The sequence below is a fragment of the Cupriavidus sp. SHE genome, from assembly GCF_000812445.1.
GTDB lineage: Bacteria > Pseudomonadota > Gammaproteobacteria > Burkholderiales > Burkholderiaceae > Cupriavidus > Cupriavidus metallidurans.
Map to the genome: position 1 here is coordinate 83,058 of NZ_JWMB01000018.1, position 15,600 is coordinate 98,657.

Sequence of the window (15,600 nt, forward strand, 5' to 3'; positions counted from 1 at the left end):
CGGCGAAGCTACGTGATGAGCGATACGCGACGACCGCCCCGCCTCCGGCACGCAGAGGCGGGGCGAAACGGTAATCGGGATCAGGTCTTGGCGTCGGCGTCCGCCTCGCGCGTGGCCTTGCCGTGATCGGTACCCATCACGTCGGCGACCTTGCGATAACGCTCCATCCACTCGCCCTCGAGCGGGCCACCGACGGTTAGCACGCGATGCGCCAGCACCATCACCCGGCGGCGTTCCTTCATGTCGGGCACGAGTTGCGGCAGCGTGCGCAGCGCGGCCTCGGGGTCAAGACTGACAACATAGCTCTGACGCCGTACCGCGTCCTTGAACTCGGCCAGCGTGAAACGCTCGTCGGGCGGGTTTTCCACCGCCAGCTTGCGTAGCAGGTTGAATGGACGTTCCTCGATGGCGGACTTGCCCCCTGTCACGTAGGCCAGGATGCGCAAGAACCCATCGACCAGCGTGCCCTCGCCGATCCGGGACAGCGCCTCGCGACGGCGGAGTTCCGCCACCTCCGTGCGCAGCGCGGTAACGGCGGGCGACTCGGCGCGCTCGGTATCCACCTTCATGCCGAACAGGGCCGGCAGCCACGGCGTGGCGTAGATCGACCAGAACGCCTGTTCCTGCCAGGCATCGCGCATATCGCGGTACAGGTCGAGCGAACGCACGATCTGGTCGGAAATCGCGGTTTGCATGGCCAGGAACGGGTTGTCGGGTGACACGGGCTGGCGCGCTTCGCGCACGGCTGGCGCCATCGCGCTCACCCATTGCATCCACGGATTGGTGTCACCTTCCAGCGAGCGTTCAAGCCGCGTCGGATGCACGGCACGAATCACCTCCGCCATCGACTCGTTCGACATCGCGCGCAGGAACGGCGAGGCAAACGTATCGTAGAGATGCTGGTTGATCTCGGCCACGCGGCGCACCACCTGGAACGGCAGTTCGTCGTCCCGGCCATCGTCGAGCGCCAGGATGTCGTCGATCGTGCGCCGTTCGAAGCGCACCATGTAGCGGCCTTCGATCAGATCCTTGTGCGACGTGCCCGGCGCGATGTCATCGATCTTCGCTTCGTACAGGCCCGGCGGCAGCACGTCGATCAGATCCAGCGCGCAGAAGAGTTCCGAGTGCTCCTTGTTGGCCACGCTGCCCGACACGAAGATGCCGAGGTGGCCGATCGAAGGATGCAGGCAATAGACGATGGTCTGGTCGTTGGCGACGATCTCGTCAACGTTCGCGTAGAGATCGGGAATCCAGTTCAGCGCCTGCTGCGGCGGCGTGATGTTGTCGCCCCAGGAGGCGAACACGATCACCGGCGAGCGCACGTTCCGCAGGTCGATCACCGTCTTGCCATCGTTGCTGCGCACCTCACCCGCTGTGAGGTGGTTGCCGACGAACAGGTTCTGCACGATCCAGTCGATCTCTCCCCGGTTCATCAGGAAGTGGCCGCCCCACCAGCGCTCGAACTCCAGGAAACGCGGACCCTCGGTATCGGCCTTGGCATAAACGTTGTAGAGCTTCGACCAGAACGTGTTCGCGGGATCCAGCTTCTCGAAGTTCTGAACGAGCCAGGCGCCGTCGAAGCGGCCATTGCCCAGATCCGCAGCCAGCGATGCCAGCCAGGTGCCGCCAAGCAGGCCACCCGAGTACCGCATCGGATTCTTGCCACGCACTCCGGACCAATACGCCACAGGCGCGCCAGCCAGCAGGATCGGGCCGGTGACTTCCGGCGCGGCAGCCGCCAGCATCAACAGCGCCCAGCCCGCCTGACAGTTGCCGACGACGAATGGTTTGCCGGGCGCATCGGGGTGGCGCTCGGCGACCGCCTGCAGGAACAGGCCTTCGGTACGCGCGACGTCCTCGATCGTCTGCCCCGGGCAAGGATCGCGGAAGAACGTGATGAAGTAACACGGATGCCCACCGCGCAGGGCGTTGCCAATCTCGCTGTCGGACTTGAACCCGCCGATGCCGGGACCGTGCCCCGCGCGGGGGTCCATCACCACGAACGGCCGCTTGGCCGGGTCCGTCGGTTGCCCTTCAGGTGGCACGATGCGAACCAGCGCGTAGTTGACCGGTGTTGGCAAATCGCGGCCGTCGATCAGTACCTCGTAGTCGAATACCAGCACTGGCGGCATGCCGCCGCGCTCGTGCTCCGCGGTTTCATTGCCGCGCTGCCGAAGGATGTCGAGGAACAGGATCGAGCGTTGCCAGGCATCGAGGCCGTACTCCCATGCGGCATGCGCAATGGCGGTAGGCGGAACTGGTGGAAGAAACCCGGCGAGCGCGGTCGCGGCCGGTGAGGGTGCCTCCGCTGTCGATGTGACAGCGGTCGGTTGACGTGCGGTCATTCCGTTTCTCCCAGTCTGGATAGGCGGAGTCAGGGTGTCGCGGCAAGAGGTGTCGTCCGGATGGCCGATAGATCAGCGCCGGTGCGCTTGCTGCGATGCAACACCGAAAATCTACCAGTGTCGCGGCGACATGGCAATTGGCCGAAGCGCCACTCCGAACATATCGGCCACCCATGACATATGCGTGTCATCGTAGCAGTTGGAACATTGGCATATACTTTGCCGCAAGACGTTTGCGCACTGCAGCATCCGTGGCCCCCAGGATGCCTGCCCTCCAAAACCGTTTGGTTCCAGGGAACGCTGCCTATGCCGATCACACCGTCCACCGACAAGTACGCCCAGCTGCTCGCGCGTTGCGAGGGGCTGCCCCCCATCCCCACTGCCGTAGCGCATCCGTGCGACCAGTCATCGCTCGATGGCGCACTGGAAGCGGCAAGGCTTGGCCTGATTACTCCACTGTTGGTTGGTCCCGAGTGGCGCATCCGGCAAGTGGCGGAAGAGCACGGCCTGACCCTCGGCGATACCCCGATCATCGATACAGCTCACAGCCATGCTTCGGCCGAAGCCGCCGTGGAAGCCGTGCGCTCGGGCCGCGCCGAACTGCTAATGAAGGGCAGCCTTCATACCGATGAGTTGCTGCACGCCGTGACGCGCAGCACCAGCGGTTTGCGCACGGAACGGCGCCTTTCGCATGTCTTCGCGATGGACGTGCCGACCTATCACAAGCCGCTGTTCATCACGGACGCCGCGGTCAACATCTTCCCCACGCTGAACGAGAAGGCCGACATCGTGCGCAACGCGATCGACCTCGTGCGCATTCTCGGCGTCGAGCGCCCCAAGGTGGCGATTCTCTCGGCCGTGGAAACGGTGACGGACAAGATCCCGTCGACGATCGACGCCGCCGCGCTGTGCATGATGAGCCTGCGCGGGCAGATCGAAGGCGGCCTGCTCGATGGCCCGCTGGCGTTCGACAACGCCATCAGCAAGGCCGCGGCCGAAACCAAGGGCATCCACTCCGAAGTGGCCGGCGACCCCGATATCCTGCTCGTGCCGGACCTCGAAGCCGGCAACATGCTCGCCAAGCAGCTCACGTTCCTGGCCGGTGCGGAAGCGGCTGGCATCGTGCTTGGCGCGCGCGTGCCGATCATCCTGACCAGCCGCGCCGACAGCGTGCGCGCGCGCATTGGTAGTTGCGCGATCGCCGTGCTCATCGCCCATGCGCGCCGTGTTGCCTCCGAGGCAGCCGTCAAGGTCTGAAGCCACTTAAGGAGATTCGCCGCGTGACCACTGCTCACCCCGTCATCCTCGTCGTCAACGCTGGCTCGTCGAGCGTCAAGATTTCCATCTTCTCCGTGCCGGAGGCTGCCCACGAGGACGTCGAAGTCCTGCCCGCGCAGCTTGCGCACGGCCAGATCGAAGGTATCGGCGTGGCGCCGCATATCGAGGGGCGCCTGGCCGATGGAACCGTCGTCGCCGACGAGCGCTTTCCCGTGGAGCAGGTGCCCGATCACGATGCGGCGTTCCGCCTGATCCAGGCCAGGCTGCAGGAAGGCCTGCGCGACACGCCACCGGTAGCGATCGGCCATCGCGTGGTGCATGGCGGCATGGACTTTGCCGACGCCGTGCGCATCGACGACAACGTGATCGCCAAGCTCGATGCGTTGGTACCGCTGGCGCCGCTGCACCAGCCGCACAACCTGACGGCAATCCGCGCGGTGCGGGCCGCCGCGCCCGACCTGTTGCAGGTGGCGTGCTTCGACACCGCGTTCCACGCCGGGCACGATCCGATGGCCCAGTTGATGGCGCTGCCCTACGAGTACTACGAGCAGGGCATCCGGCGTTTCGGCTTTCATGGGCTGTCCTACGCGTATATCGCGCGCCGGCTCAAGCAGGTGGCGCCCGACCTGGCCGAGGGCCGCGTGATCGTTGCCCACTTCGGTAACGGCGCGAGCCTGTGCGCGATGCGCGGCGGCAAGAGCGTGGAATCGACCATGGGCCTCACGGCGCTGGACGGCATGCCGATGGGCACGCGCTGCGGCACGATCGACCCTGGTGCGGTGCTGTGGCTGGCGGCGCAAGGGATGACGCCCGACGCAATCCAGGCGATGCTCTATGGGCAATCGGGCCTTAAGGGTATCTCCGGCGTCAGCAGCGACATGCGCGCGCTGCTGGCCAGCGATACGCCGCGCGCCAAACTGGCCGTGGACTTCTACGCCTATCGCGCCGCACAGGAAATCGGCAAGCTCGCCGTCACGCTAGGTGGCCTGGATGGACTGGTCTTCACGGCTGGTATCGGCGCCAACTCGCCGGACGTGCGCGCACGCGTCTGCGCGCACCTCACCGATCTCTTCGGCATCTCGCTGGATGCCGCGGCCAATGGCGACAACTGCCAGCGCATCAGCAGCGACACAAGCCGCGTGCCGGTGCTGGCGCTGCAGACGGACGAGGAAGGCATGATCGCTCTCTCGACCGCGAAGATCCTGCTAAACGGCGGCTAATCTTCGAGGTAGTGCCCGCGTAGTTGCCCCACATCGATGCGCAGGTCATCGGCAAGAAATTGCTCCACACTGCCGTAGGCCTGCGCAATCGCATCCATCGATGTTTCCAGGTACTCGGGCCGCACTTCGAGCAACGGCATGATGACGTCCGCGTCGACCCCGATCGGGGCCACGCGCGCCAGCACATCTTCGTTGAGGCGACGATTCCAGTGATTGGATTCGAGGTAATTGGCGACGATCTCGTCCTGCGACACGCCAAGCGCCGACAGCAACAGCAACGACGCAAAGCCTGTGCGGTCCTTGCCCGCGGTGCAGTGATAGAACAGCGTGCGGCCGGCCTCGGCATGGCGCAGGAACGCGCCGAACGCCTCGCGGTAGCGCACCGGAAAATCGCGGTACACATCGAGCATGAAGTCGTGCATCTGCGTGGGCGTGCTTGCACGCAGGCGCGGCACGAGCACATCCATCGCCATGCTGCCCTCCAGCACCGGCACCGCGAGCCAGTGAAAGCGCTCGCCGAAAGCGGCCTCGGCAGGAGACTTCTCGCCGGGAGATCGGAAATCGACGACGATATCCAGATCGAGCGAATGCAGGCGATCGAGATCGGCGGCCGAGGCCAGCGCGGGATTCGCGCTGCGATAGAGCTTGCCCGACCTGACGCGACGGCCGGACAAGCCGGCCAGTCCGCCAAGGTCACGCGCATTGGGGATCGTCTCCAGCCCCAGGGAGGGGCGTGTGTCGTGGTTCATATTGTTGGTCATTTCACATACGCGTGCTGTCATGCACGCCTTCCAAAAACGTTCAACATCGGCTTCAATTATTTCAGATCGCCGCATCGAAGGACAGGTGCCACGTACGGCTTCATGCATCCGTGCCACGCATACGCCTATCCACGCGCAATCACACTCACTCGATCCGCACAATGCCCCGTCGCCGGTATCGACTCCTGACTTCGCAGTGAGTTGATATCCGGCAATTGCGCCGTCATCGGCACCTTGGCACATCGGCCTTGGCTTCACATAATGAGCCCATGTCGGCCGCGGCGATCCTGCGATACGACGCGACCGACAGGCTGATCCAACATGGGGATTCGACGATGCCTGATACACAAGTACCTCCTGCCGCGCCCGGCACCCCCACCGCCGCGCCGGCCATCCCGGCCGCGCCCAAGCTCAACATCCACTGGGGTCTGTATGCCGCCGTGGTCGTGCTGATCGCGGTGCTCCTGATCCCGATGCCGGCCGACCTGCCCGTGGCCGGTCAGCGCATGCTGGCAATCCTTGCATTCGCGGTCGTGGTGTGGATTACCGAGGCGGTGACCTACGAGACCAGCGCCATCATGATCACATCGCTGATGGCAGGCCTGATCGGCTTCTCGCCGATGGTCAATGACCCCAACACGCTATACGGCACATCGCGCGCGCTTGGCATGGCCCTGGCGGGCTTCTCGAACACCGCGCTGGCACTTGTCGCCGCCGCGCTGTTCATCTCGGCGGCCATGACCGTGACCGGACTGGACCGGCGCATCGCGCTGGTCACCTTGTCGGCCATCGGCACCAGTACCCGGCGCATCCTGATCGGCACGATCGCCGTCACGATCCTGCTCAGCCTGGTGGTGCCGAGCGCCACCGCGCGCAGCGCATGTACCGTGCCGATCATGATGGGCGTGATCGCCGCATTCGGCGTCGACAAGAAGTCGAACATCGCAGCCGGCATCATGATCATGGTCGCCCAGGCCACCAGCGTCTGGAACGTCGGTATCCAGACCGCCGCCGCACAGAACCTGCTGACCGCGGGCTTCATGGACAAGCTGCTCGGCGAACGCGTGACCTGGCTGCAATGGCTGATTGCCGGCGCCCCCTGGGCCATCGTGATGTCGATCGTGCTGTACTTCCTCGTGCGCTGGCTGCTTCCGCCTGAGACCGACGCGATTGCGGGCGGCAAGGAAGCCGTGCAGCGCGAGCTTGCCGCGCTGGGTCCGATGACCGGCCCACAGAAGCGCCTGGCCGCCGTCGCCATCGGCCTGCTGCTGTTCTGGGCCACCGAGGGCAAGCTGCACAAGTTCGATACGGCGTCGATCACGTTCGTCGGCCTGGTGATCCTGATGTTGCCGCGCATCGGCGTGATGGACTGGAAGACGATGCAGCAACGCACGCCCTGGGGCACGCTGATCGTGTTCGGCGTCGGTATCAGTCTGGGCACCGCGCTGTTGACCACGCAGGCCGGCCAATGGCTCGGCAAGTTCGTCGTCACGCATTCCGGCCTGGCCAATCACGGCACGCTGCTGGTCTTTGCCGTGCTGGCGGCATTCCTGATCCTGATCCACCTCGGCTTTGCCAGCGCCACGGCGCTGACCTCCGCGATGCTGCCGATCCTGATCTCGGTATTGCAAACGATACCCGGCGACATGAACAAGGTCGGCATGACGATGCTGCTCGGCTTCACGGTCAGCTTCGGCTTCATCCTGCCCATCAACGCACCGCAGAACATGGTCTGCCTGGGCACCGATACCTTCAACGGACGACAGTTCGCGCGTATCGGCATCCCGACCACAATCATCGGGTATCTGCTGATGCTGCTGTTCGCGTCGACGTACTGGCGCTGGCTCGGCTGGATCTGATCGGCAAACACGCAACCTAGCCGCTGACACAAGCGCCCCCAAACCTTCGCCCCCAACAACGATGAAAATTACCCTAGACAGCGCGCGGCAGTTCGCGCGCAGTATCCTGGCGGCGCAGGGTGTGCCCGCCGATATCGCCGATGACGTGGCCGAGCACCTGGTGGAAGCCGATCGCAGCGGCTACGTCAGTCACGGCCTGTCGATCCTGCCGAACTACCGCCGTGCCATCGAGAGTGGCAACGTGAATCCCACCGGCCGCGCCGCGTGCGTGCTCGACCGCGACATGCTGATGGTGTTCGACGGTAACGGCGGCTTTGGCCAGCACGTCGGCAAGACCGTGATGACGCGTGCCATCGAACGTGTGCGCCAGCACGGTCACTGCATCGTGACACTGCGCAAATCACACCACCTTGGCCGCATGGGCCACTATGGCGAGATGGTGGCCCATGCGGGCTTCGTGCTGTTGAGCTTCACCAACGTGATCAACCGGCCGCCCGTGGTCGCGCCCTTCGGCGGCCGCGTGCCACGGCTCACGACCAATCCACTTTGCTTTGCCGGGCCGATGCCGAACGGGCGACCGCCGCTGGTCGTCGATATCGCCACCAGCGCCATCGCCATCAACAAGGCACGCGTGCTGGCGGAGAAAGGCGAGCCCGCGCCGGAGAACAGCATCATCGACGCCGAAGGCAATCCGACTACCGATGCGGGGGTCATGTTCGACGATCAACCGGGATCGCTGCTGCCGTTTGGCGCCCACAAGGGCTACGGCCTCGGCGTGGTGGCGGAACTGCTGGCCGGGGTGTTGTCCGGCGGCGGCACGATCCAGCCGGACAACCCGCGCGGCGGCGTGGCCACGAACAACCTGTTCGCAGTGCTGCTGAATCCCGAGCTCGATCTCGGCATCAACTGGGAACGGGACGAGGTAGAGGCCTTCGTGCGCTACCTGCACGACACGCCGCCTGCGCCGGGCTTCGACCAGGTGCAGTATCCGGGCGAGTACGAGGCCATGCATCGCGCCGCTGCGGCAACGCATCTGGAGATCAATCCGAAGATCTGGAGCCATCTGGCAGCGTTGGCGGGGGATCTCGGGGTGGATATGCCGGCGGCGTAGGCCGTTGACGCACGCTTCGCACGGACCGGAGACAGGCGAGCATCAGAGATTTCCCAGACGCGATAGCCGCCAATGGCACAATACGCGCCATGCAACGTCTCTGGTCCGCCCTCGTCAAATTCGTTCTGCTCGCCACCATCGGTGGCGCCCTGCTGCTGGCCTTCGTCATCGTGATGGCGAATCGGCAATTGCCGTCCCTCGACGCGCTGACGGCATTTCGCGATTCGCCCGGCTACGTGAAGATCGCGGATTTCCCGCACAACTTGCCCGAGGCCGTGGTCGCCATCGAAGACGACCGCTTCTACCTGCATGACGGCGTGGACTATGTGGGCGCGATGCGCGCCGGCATCGCCAATCTCTCCGACGACCTCTCGCAAGGCGCGTCGACGATCACGATGCAGGTGGCGCGTAACTTCTATTTGTCGCGCCAGAAGACCTACACGCGCAAGCTCTACGAAATCCTGCTGGCGTACCGGATCGAAAACGCACTGAGCAAGGATGAAATCCTGGAGATCTACCTGAACAAGATCTACCTTGGCCAGGGCGCGTATGGCTTCGGCGAGGCCGCCGAGACCTATTTCGGCAAACCGGTCGACCGTCTCACGCTGGCCGAATGCGCGATGCTGGCCGGGCTGCCCAAGGCGCCATCCGCCAACAACCCCGTGGTCAATCCGCGCCGCGCTCGCCAGCGCCAGGCCTACATCCTGCTGCGGATGCTGGAACTGGGCCGCATCACGCGCGCCCAGTACGATGCCGCACTGCTCGAACCGCTGCGGCTGAAATAAACTCGCGCGTCACGCGGCCGCCTGCGCCACCGCCACCTTGTCGCGATGACGCGCCACGGCGGCCTGCACGATCGGATCGAGCCCTTCCCCGCCCGTCGTGTCGATATGGGCCAGCAGCGCGCGCCGCATGCGTGGCTCCCAGAACCGCTTCAGATGGCTGGCGATATCGCCCAGCGCTTCATCTCGATCTGGCATCGCTTCGAAGAACGTGCCGATCTGATTGGCCATCTTGACCAGATTGTCGATATGCATGAAGGACCCTACGCAAGCTTGAGTCGTTGGGGGTGAGAGTAGGCGACCAAGCTGCCGCCGCGCACGAAACCGGCCAGTGTGACGCCCGCCGATTCGGCCAGACGCGCAGCCAGCCCCGTTGATCCGGACACCGCCGCCAGGATACCCGCGCCAATCGAGGCCGTCTTGAGCACCATCTCGTAGCTGGCGCGGCTGGTGACGATCACGGCGCCACGACTCACGTCCTCGCCGCCCCGTGCCAGCGCGCCGGCCAGTTTGTCGAGCGCGTTGTGGCGGCCCACGTCCTCGCGCACCAGCGATATGTCGCCATCCGCGCGCAACCACGCTGCCGCGTGCGTGGCACCGGTATCGCGCAGCAGCGCCTGCCGCTTGTGCAGCGCGGCGAAGGCATCATCGAACACCACGGGATCGAACACCGCGGTGCTATGCACCTTCCGCGGCGCGCGCATGACCTCATCGAGCGATTCCGTGCCGCAGAGACCGCAACCGGTACGTCCCGCCAGCGCCCTGCGCCGGCTCTTGAGCGTGACGAACGCAGCGCTGGCGATCTCCAGCTTCACCGTCACGCCATTCTCGGCGGCTTCCACCTCGATGCCGTAGATGTCGCGCGCGCTGTCGACCACGCCCTCGGTCAGGCTGAAGCCGATCGCAAAATCCTCCAGGTCCGCCGGCGTGGCCAGCATCACCGCGTGGGAGATGCCGTTGTACTCGAACGCCACCGGCATTTCCTCGGCCAGATGATCGATCTCGGCGGAGGCGGCGCCCTGCCGCCAGCGCGTGACCGCACGCGTGTGCTGCACTGGCAATACTCCAGCTTCATCCAGGCCATTCTCGTCAGGCATGTCTCGCTTCATCGCCGTGCTCCCTGGTTCATCGCGTCGGTGTGGGTTCGCCGGCCGCGCGCAGATGTGCCAGCTGTTCCTCGTTGAAGGCATGGTAGTTGCGCTGCCACGTGGAGGGCTGCGCCACCGGCATCACCTGCACGGCCGTCACCTTGTACTCCGGGCAATTGGTGGCCCAGTCCGAGTTGTCGGTCGTGATCACGTTGGCGCCGGACTCGGGGAAGTGGAACGTCGTGTAGACCACGCCGGGTTGCATCCGCTCGCTGACGATCGCTCGCAGCACCGTTTCACCGGCACGGCTCTGAATCCCGACCCAGTCGCCGTCCTTGATCCCGCGTTCCTCGGCATCGTGGGGATGGATCTCGAGCCGGTCCTCGTCGTGCCAATGCACGTTGTGCGTGCGCCGTGTCTGCGCGCCAACGTTGTATTGGGACAGGATGCGCCCCGTGGTCAGAATCAGCGGGTACTTCCGGTTGACCTTTTCGCTGGTCGGCACGTACTTCGTAATGATGAACTTGCCCTTGCCGCGCACGAAGGTGTCCACGTGCATGGTTGGCGTGCCCTCAGGGGCCTCGGCATTGCACGGCCACTGGATGCTGCCAAGTTCGTCGAGCTTCTTGTAGCTGACACCCGCGAACGTGGGCGTGAGGCGCGCAATCTCGTTCATGATCTCGGACGGATGGTTGTAGTGCATCGGATAACCGAGCGCGTTCGACAGCAGGATCGTTGCCTCCCAGTCCGAGTATCCGGCCTTCGGCGGCATCACCTTGCGCACGCGCGAGATCCGGCGCTCCGCGTTGGTGAACGTACCGTCCTTCTCCAGGAACGACGAACCCGGCAGGAACACGTGTGCGTACTTGGCGGTTTCGTTCAGGAAGATATCCTGCACGACGATGCACTCCATCGACGACAGCGCTTCGGCCACGTGCTGCGTATTCGGGTCGGACTGGACAATGTCCTCGCCCTGACAGTACAGGCCCCGGAACGATCCGGTAATCGCCGCTTCGAACATGTTCGGAATACGCAGACCGGGCTCGGGGTTGATCTCGACATTCCACGCGGCCTCGAAGCTGCCACGCACCGTCGAGTCCGACACATGACGATAGCCCGGCAGTTCATGCGGGAACGAGCCGATATCGCACGACCCCTGCACGTTGTTCTGGCCGCGCAGCGGATTGACGCCCACGCCTTCGCGACCGATGTTGCCGGTGGCCATGGCCAGATTGGCGATGCCCATCACCGTGGTCGAGCCCTGCGCATGCTCGGTCACGCCCAGACCGTAGTAGATCGCGGCGTTGCCGCCGGTGGCGTAGAGGCGGGCTGCGCCACGCAGTTGTTCGGCCGGCACACCGGTCTCCGCTTCGAGTGCCTCGGGCGAGTTCTCGGGCAGCGCGACGAAATCTCGCCATTGCTGGAACGCGCGGTCCTCGCAACGCTCGGCGATGAATTGCTCGGCCAGCAGCCCCTCCGTGACGATCACGTGCGCGATCGACGTCACCACCGCCACATTGGTACCGGGACGCAATTGCAGGTGATAGTCGGCGCGGATATGCGGCGATTCCACCAGGTCAATGCGGCGCGGGTCCACCACAATCAGCCGGGCCCCGGCGCGCAGCCGACGCTTCATGCGCGAGGCGAACACCGGGTGCCCATCGGTCGGATTGGCGCCGATGACCATGATCACGTCGGCCTTGGCCACCGAGCGGAACGTCTGCGTGCCAGCCGATTCGCCGATGGTCGTCTTCAGGCCGTAGCCGGTGGGCGAATGGCAGACACGCGCGCAGGTGTCGACGTTGTTGTTGCCGAACGCGGCTCGCACGAGCTTCTGCACCAGATAGCCTTCCTCGTTGGTGCAGCGCGACGAAACGATACCGCCAATCGAATCCTTGCCGTGCTCGGCCTGGATGCGCCGGAACTGCGACGCCGCGTATCCGATCGCCTCCTCCCACGACACTTCCTTCCACGGGTCGGTGATCCTGGCGCGAATCATCGGCTTCAGGATGCGGTCCTTGTGCGTGGCATAGCCCCACGCGAAGCGACCCTTCACGCAGGCATGACCCTCGTTGGCGGCGCCGTCCTTGTACGGCACCATCCGCACGACCTCGTTACCCTTCATCTCGGCCTTGAACGAGCAGCCCACGCCGCAGTACGCGCACGTGGTGATCTTGCTGTGGGACGCATGGCCTAGCTGGATCACCGACGTTTCCGTCAGCGTGGCGGTGGGACACGCCTGGACGCAGGCGCCACACGACACGCAGTCCGATTCCATGAACGGCTGGCTGGTGCCGGCCGCCACACGCGAATCAAAGCCCCGGCCGCTGATCGTCAGCGCGAACGTGCCTTGCGTCTCCTCGCAGGCACGCACGCAGCGATTGCAGACGATGCACTTGGACGGGTCATACGTGAAGTACGGATTCGATTCGTCCTTGGCCAGATGCGTGTGCGTGGCGATCGGCGGGGCAGTGCCGGCGCCATCGTTGTATCGCACTTCGCGCAGGCCCACCACGCCGGCCATGTCCTGCAACTCGCAGTTGCCGTTGGTCGGGCAGGTCAGGCAATCGAGCGGGTGATCGGAGATATAGAGCTCCATCACGCCACGGCGCAGATCGCCGAGCTTTTCGCTTTGCGTACGCACCTTCATACCCGTTTCAACGGGCGTGGTGCACGAAGCCGGGTAGCCGCGCCGGCCTTCGATCTCCACCAGGCACAGGCGGCACGATCCGAATGCCTTCAGCGAATCGGTGGCGCAGAGCTTCGGCACGCCCACGCCAGCCTCGGCGGCGGCGCGCATCACGGATGTGCCAGCTGGCACGGTGACGGATACCCCATCGATTTCCAGCGTAACCTGCGTTTCGGCGTCGCTGGCCGGGGTACCGTAGTCGAAATCGTCTCGAGCGTTCAAGGGATGTCTCCCGTCTTTCACTGCTGTGAGGTCGCGCGCTCCTGAGGAGTGCGTCGTGCTTTTTTTGATTGCCGTGCTCAGGCCGCGTTCAGGCTGCCTTCGCAGCCTTGCCCGACAGGCCGAAGTCTTCCGGAAACTCGTTCAGTGCAGACAGCACCGGGTACGGCGTCATGCTGCCCATCGCGCAAAGCGATCCGTTGACCATCGTGTCGCAAAGATCGCGCACCAGCGCCACGTGCTTCACGGACTGGTCGCCGGCGATGATGCGGTCCATCACCTCGACGCCGCGCGTGGACCCGATCCGGCATGGCGTGCACTTGCCGCACGACTCGATCGCGCAGAACTCCATTGCGTAGCGCGCCATCTTCGCCATGTCCACGGTCTCGTCGAACACCACGATGCCGCCGTGCCCCACTACCGCGCCGAACGCCGCGTACGCCTCGTAGTCGATCGGTGTGTCGAAGCGTGACTCGGGCAGGTAGGCGCCGAGCGGCCCGCCCACCTGCACCGCGCGGATTGCACGTCCGCTGCGCGTGCCGCCGCCATAGTCGAGCATCAGCTCGCGCAGCGTCACGCCGAACGCCTTCTCGACCAGACCACCCTGACGGATGTTGCCGGCCAACTGGAACGGCAGCGTGCCACGCGACCGGCCCATGCCGAAGTCCTGATAGAACTTCGCGCCGCGCGCGAGAATCACCGGCACGGTAGCCAGGGAGATCACATTGTTGATAACGGTAGGCTTGCCGAACAGCCCCTCCAGCGCCGGCAGTGGAGGCTTGGCGCGCACCACGCCGCGCTTGCCTTCCAGGCTTTCGAGCAGCGCGGTTTCCTCGCCGCAGACGTAGGCGCCGGCGCCCTTGCGCACTTCCAGCCGGAAGCGGCGGCCGCTGCCGCGAATGTCATTGCCAAGCCAGCCGGCACGCATGGCGATCTCGATCGCTGCCTCCGTCGCGGCAATCGCGTGCGGATACTCGGATCGCGTGTAGATGTAGCCCTGCTCCGCCCCGACGGCCAGACCCGCGATCACCATGCCCTCGATCAGCATGAACGGATCGTCCTCCATCACCATGCGGTCCGAGAATGTGCCCGAGTCGCCCTCGTCGGCATTGCAGACCACGTACTTGACGTCGGACCGGGCGCCGAGCACGGTCTTCCATTTGATGCCGGTCGGGAACGCCGCGCCGCCACGGCCGCGCAGGCCCGAATCGACGACCTCCTGCACGATCTCCGCGGGCGCCATCGACAGCGCGCGGGTCAGCCCGACGAAGCCCTCGTGCGCGATGTAGTCGTCAAGCGACAAGGGGTCGGTAATGCCGACGCGCATGAACGTCAGCCGCTCCTGCTTCTTCAGGAACGGAATCTCGTCAGTCGCGCCGTGGCCCAGCGCATGGCTGCCGCCGTGGAGGAATCCCGCGTCGAACAGCGCGGACACATCGTCCTCGGTGACCGGGCCATACGCCACCCGGCCCGCATCGGTCTGCACCTCGACGAGCGGTTCCAGCCAGAACATCCCGCGCGAGCCGTTGCGCACGATGCGCACATCCACGCCGCGCTTTTCCGCCTCGCGCGCGATGGCCTGCGCCACTTCATCGGCGCCCAGCGCCAATGCGGTGGAGTCGCGGGGTACGAAGATCGTCGTGCTCATGCCTGGGCCTCCTCGCGCTCGCGGACTGCGTCGATCAGCTTGTCGAATCGCTGCGCGTCGACGCGCCCATGCAAACGATCGCCGATCGTCATTGCCGGGCCGCAGGCGCACTGGCCGAGGCAGTAGACCGGCTCGAGCGTGAACTGGCCATCCGCGGTGGTCTCGTGGAAGTCGCACCCGAGGGTCTTGCGCGCATGGGCCGCAAGCGCGTCGGCGCCGACGGACTGGCAAGCCTCGGCGCGGCAGACCTGCACCACGGTACGGCCAGCCGGCCGCTCGCGGAAGTGGTGATAGAACGTGATCACGCCATGGACCTCGGCGCGCGACAGGTTGAGCGCGCGTGCGATGACCGGTACCGCATCGGCCGGAATGAAACCCTGGCTGTCCTGGATGTCGTGCAGGATCGGCAGCAGCGCGCCTGGCATATCGCGCCGGGCGGCCACGATGCGTGCGACGGCGTCGGCAACGCCCGCGGCGTCACCGCCGGTGGGGATGGTATCTGGCATGAACTGTGTCTCCGTACCGTTTTGCGGCACCCACCGATATCGGCTTTTTTCTACATATTTGGTGGTACCGAGGCTGGCTTTTTTGCCGCTTTGT

12 protein-coding genes are annotated in these 15,600 nt (G+C 65.1%); 5 read left to right on the forward strand and 7 right to left on the reverse strand.

What is annotated here, in order from left to right; translation table 11 throughout:
* Positions 1-80 precede the first annotated feature (80 nt).
* The gene (locus RN01_RS08790; protein WP_024569027.1) at positions 81-2,345 is read right to left on the reverse strand and encodes a DUF3141 domain-containing protein; all 2,265 of its coding nucleotides are present in this window, start codon (positions 2,343-2,345) and stop codon (positions 81-83) included.
* Positions 2,346-2,651: 306 nt separating this feature from the next.
* On the opposite strand from RN01_RS08790, the gene RN01_RS08795 reads away from it, so the two are divergent.
* Both RN01_RS08795 and RN01_RS08800 read left to right on the forward strand, forming a co-directional pair.
* Positions 2,652-3,602 (forward strand): phosphate acetyltransferase, encoded by a 951-nt coding sequence (locus RN01_RS08795; protein ID WP_017513567.1) that lies wholly within the window; start codon positions 2,652-2,654, stop codon positions 3,600-3,602.
* A gap of 23 nt (positions 3,603-3,625) precedes the next feature.
* Positions 3,626-4,843 (forward strand): acetate/propionate family kinase, encoded by a 1,218-nt coding sequence (locus tag RN01_RS08800; RefSeq protein WP_017513566.1) that lies wholly within the window; start codon positions 3,626-3,628, stop codon positions 4,841-4,843.
* On the opposite strand, the gene RN01_RS08805 is transcribed toward RN01_RS08800, so the two are convergent.
* Entirely contained in the window at positions 4,840-5,625 is a 786-nt protein-coding gene (locus RN01_RS08805; RefSeq protein ID WP_111733371.1) for a tyrosine-protein phosphatase, read from the reverse strand. The two genes, RN01_RS08800 and RN01_RS08805, sit on opposite strands and share 4 nt — an antisense overlap.
* A 314-nt stretch (positions 5,626-5,939) precedes the next feature.
* Here RN01_RS08805 and RN01_RS08810 point away from each other — a divergent pair, with 314 nt between their 5' ends.
* From RN01_RS08810 to RN01_RS08820, 3 genes are all read left to right on the forward strand, one after another.
* Positions 5,940-7,463, forward strand: coding sequence for a DASS family sodium-coupled anion symporter (locus RN01_RS08810; protein WP_024569028.1), 1,524 nt, complete (start codon positions 5,940-5,942; stop codon positions 7,461-7,463).
* 61 nt (positions 7,464-7,524) lie between these two features.
* Positions 7,525-8,574: an Ldh family oxidoreductase gene (locus tag RN01_RS08815; protein WP_008640934.1), complete on the forward strand. Its 1,050-nt coding sequence runs from the start codon at positions 7,525-7,527 to the stop codon at positions 8,572-8,574.
* Positions 8,575-8,663: 89 nt separating this feature from the next.
* On the forward strand, positions 8,664-9,359 hold the full coding sequence (locus RN01_RS08820; RefSeq protein ID WP_017511621.1) for a transglycosylase domain-containing protein: 696 nt from the start codon (positions 8,664-8,666) through the stop codon (positions 9,357-9,359).
* Positions 9,360-9,368: 9 nt separating this feature from the next.
* On the opposite strand, the gene RN01_RS08825 is transcribed toward RN01_RS08820, so the two are convergent.
* From RN01_RS08825 to RN01_RS08845, 5 genes are all read right to left on the reverse strand, one after another.
* Positions 9,369-9,611: a formate dehydrogenase subunit delta gene (locus tag RN01_RS08825; RefSeq protein WP_008640936.1), complete on the reverse strand. Its 243-nt coding sequence runs from the start codon at positions 9,609-9,611 to the stop codon at positions 9,369-9,371.
* Between the two features lie 8 nt (positions 9,612-9,619).
* Complete coding sequence (fdhD, locus tag RN01_RS08830) at positions 9,620-10,465, reverse strand: formate dehydrogenase accessory sulfurtransferase FdhD (RefSeq protein WP_017511622.1); 846 nt, start codon at positions 10,463-10,465, stop codon at positions 9,620-9,622.
* 16 nt (positions 10,466-10,481) lie between these two features.
* The gene (fdhF, locus tag RN01_RS08835) at positions 10,482-13,355 is read right to left on the reverse strand and encodes a formate dehydrogenase subunit alpha (protein WP_017511623.1); all 2,874 of its coding nucleotides are present in this window, start codon (positions 13,353-13,355) and stop codon (positions 10,482-10,484) included.
* Positions 13,356-13,443: 88 nt separating this feature from the next.
* Complete coding sequence (locus RN01_RS08840) at positions 13,444-15,000, reverse strand: NADH-quinone oxidoreductase subunit NuoF (protein WP_017511624.1); 1,557 nt, start codon at positions 14,998-15,000, stop codon at positions 13,444-13,446.
* A complete protein-coding gene (locus tag RN01_RS08845) occupies positions 14,997-15,506 on the reverse strand; it encodes a formate dehydrogenase subunit gamma (protein WP_017511625.1) in 510 nt (169 codons plus the stop codon). Before RN01_RS08845 ends, RN01_RS08840 begins: the two co-directional genes overlap by 4 nt.
* Between the last annotated feature and the right edge of the window lie 94 nt (positions 15,507-15,600).